The sequence below is a fragment of the Streptomyces sp. NPDC002926 genome, from assembly GCF_053591755.1.
Window position 1 is genome coordinate 1 of record NZ_JBSFUK010000084.1, and the last position, 3344, is coordinate 3344.

The 3344-nt window shown below is 72.8% G+C and carries 1 protein-coding gene; it reads right to left on the reverse strand.

Features of this window, described 5'->3' with window-relative positions:
* The coding region (locus tag ACWDZ6_RS33340; protein WP_451505825.1) for a type I polyketide synthase at positions 1-3320 on the reverse strand (3320 nt) is incomplete at its 3' end.
* Positions 3321-3344 lie beyond the last annotated feature (24 nt).

Genomic DNA, 3344 nt, shown 5'->3' on the forward strand with positions numbered 1-3344 from the left:
AACCGCCGCGCATCCGACAACCGCTCCAGCAACAACAAACCCGCACCCTCACCCCAACCCGTACCGTCCGCCCCCTCCGCGAACGCCTTGCACCGGCCATCCACCGACAACCCACGCTGCCGACTGAACTCCACAAACGTCTCCGGCGTCGACATCACCGTCACACCACCGGCCAACGCCAGCGAACACTCCCCCGAACGCAACGCCTGCGCCGCCAGATGCAACGCCACCAACGACGACGAACACGCCGTATCCACCGTCACCGCCGGCCCCTCGAAACCGAACGAGTACGACACCCGCCCCGAGACGATGGCGCCGCTGCTCGTCCCCGGTCCGTAGTCGTGGTACATCACACCCGCGAAGACACCCGTCCGGCTGCCCTTCAGCGTGCCCGGATCAATGCCGGCACGCTCGAACGCCTCCCAGGACGCCTCCAGCAACAGACGCTGCTGCGGGTCCATGCTCAGGGCTTCGGTCGGGCTGATGTTGAAGAAGGCCGGGTCGAAGGCGGCCGCCTCGTGCAGGAAGCTGCCGTGCCGGGAGTAGGTCCTGCCCTCGACGCCCGGCTCGGGGTCGTAGAGGCCTGCCAGGTCCCAGCCACGGTCGGCCGGGAAGCCCGACACAGTATCGACGCCGTCGGCGACCAGCCGCCACAGATCCTCCGGCGACGACACCCCGCCCGGATAACGGCAGGCCATCGACACGATCGCGATCGGCTCGTCCTGATCCGCGGCGTTGCGGACGACGGCGGCCTTGGACGGCACCTTCCCGCCGACCTCGTCCAGCAGGTGCCGGGCCAGTACCTGCGCCGTCGGGTAGTCGAACAGCAGCGTGGCCGGCAGCCGCAGCTCGGTCGCGGCACCGAGCCGGTTGCGCATCTCGATGGTGCTCAGCGAGTCGAACCCGAGTTCCGAGAACGGACGGTCCGGCTCGACGGCGGTGACGTTGTCGTGCCCGAGCACGGACGCGGCCTCGGTACGGACCAGGTCGAGAACCAGGCCGGGCCGGTCGGCGGGCTCCACTTCCGCGAGTCGGCGGGCCAGGGCGCGGGAAACACCGGCCGCCGCGCGCACCACACGCCGTCCGGTTCCCCCGAACAGCCCGGAGAGCAGCGGCGCGCGCTGTCCGGCGTTCTGCGCCAGCTGCGGCAGCAGTCGGCCGACGACGACGAGCGAGTCCTCGCTCGCCACCGCGCGGTCGAGTGCCGCAAGGGCCTCGGCCCTCGTCAGAGCCGGGAGCCCTGCCTGCTCGGTGCGGCGCACTTCCGCATCGTCCAGCGTCGCTCCCATGCCGACCTCACGCCAGAGGCCGAAGGCGACCGACGTCGCCGGGCGTCCTTCGCGCCGGAGGCGCTCGGCGAGGCCGTCGAGGTAGGCGTTGGCCGCCGCGTAGTTGGCCTGGCCGGCCGCACCCAGCACGCCGGCGATCGAGGACACCAGCACGAACGCGGACAGGGTGCTCCCCTGCGTGAGCTCGGCCAGGATCCCGGCGGCCGTCGCCTTGGGGCGCCAGACCCGCTCGTTCCGCTCGGGCGTCAGCTCGGTCAGGACGGCGTCGTCCAAGACGCCCGCCGCGTGCACCACCGCGCTGAGGTCGGGAACGGTCTGCAGGACCGCGGCCAGGGCGGCACGCTCGCCAACGTCGCACGCGACCGCTCGGGCGTGGGCTCCGCCCGCGGTCAGCTCCTCGACCAGCTCGGCGGCGCCCGGAGCGTCGGGGCCCGATCGAGACAGCAATACGACCTCGCCGACACCGTGGTGGGCGACCAGGTGCCGGGCGATCTCGGCTCCGACCCCGCCCGTTCCTCCGGTGATGAGCACGGCCCCACCGCCCCAGTCCGGCGTAGCGGTGGTCGAGGCCGCGCGCGTCAGGCGCGGCACGGACCAGGCTCCCTCCCGCAGCCTCCACTCGGGCTCGTTCGAGTCCGCGACCGCATGCCAGGCCGCGTCCTCGACCGTGGCGCCGTCGTCGACGTCGGCGAGGACGAAACGTCCCGGGTGCTCGGCCTGTGCGGCCCGGACCAGACCCGCGACAGCGGCCTGCATCGGGTCGACGGAAGCGGCGGCGGTCGCAACGACGAGGACGGCGGCGTCCCGTTCCTCGTCGGCCAGCCACTCCTGCAGCGCCGTCGTGACCGCGACGACCGGGTCGGCACCCGCGGCCTGGACGACGACCACGGCTCCACTCGAATCCGTCAGGGAGTCCGGGGTGACTACGGCCACCGGCGCGGACTCCGTCGGCATCGGCAACGGGGCCGGCGTCCAGACGATCCGGTGCAGCGCGTCGGAATGGCCAGCGGCGCCTGCGAGATCGGCGGCCGAGACCGGACGGACCACGAGTTCGTCGACCGCGCCGACAGGGCGGCCGTCCGAGTCGGCGAGCAGCAGGCGCCCCGCAGGGTCAGCGGCAATTCGCAGCCGAGACGCACCGGCCGCCCAGAGAGTGACGCCGCGCCAGGAGAACGGGAGGCTCAGCCCGTCCGCCGCGTCGGGGCGACCGAGGTGGACGCCGTGCAGTGCCGCGTCGAGCAGGGCCGGGTGGAGACTGAACGCCGCTCCGGCGACGTCCTCGGGCAGGGCGACGTCGATGAACAGCTCGTCGCCACGCCGCCACACCTCCCGCAGACCCTGGAACGTCGGCCCATAGTCGTAGCCGTCGGCGGCGAGGGTGCCGTACGCGTCGTCGATCTCCACCCGCTCGGCCCCGGCCGGCGGCCAGACCGCAAGGTCGAAGTCCGCCGGGCGGTCCCCGGTCGAGAGGACGCCCTGCGCATGGCACACCCAGTCCTCGGCATCCCGGCGGGAGTGGATGGTCAGCTCGCGCCGTCCGTCGTCGGCGGCGGCTCCCACCGCGATCTGGATCTGGACGCCGCCGTGCTCGGGCAGGACCAGCGGGGCGACCGTGCTGACCTCGTCGATCCGGTCGCAGCCCAGCTCGTCGCCGACACGCAACGCGAGCTCGACGAAGGCGGTGCCCGGGAAGAGAACAGTGCCGTTGACTCTGTGGTCGGCGAGCCAGGGCTGGGCCTCGGTCGAGAGGCGTCCGGTGAGGATCATGCCACCGGTGTCCGCTACGGGAACGGCCGCGCCCAACAAGGGGTGGATCACCGCGGTGAGGCCGCGAGCAGCCGCATCCATCCCTCGCTCGGCGGCAGGCATCCAGTAGCGCCGGCGCTGGAAGGGGTAGGTGGGCAGGTCCAGGTGCCGTCCGGGGGTGGGGGCGGGGAGGTGCCAGTCGACGGGCAGGCCGGAGGTGTGGAGGTGTGCGGCGGCGGTGAGCAGCGTGGTCCGGGCCGTGGTGCCGTCTTTGGGGCGGCGCATCAACGGCGCGAACGTCACGTCGGT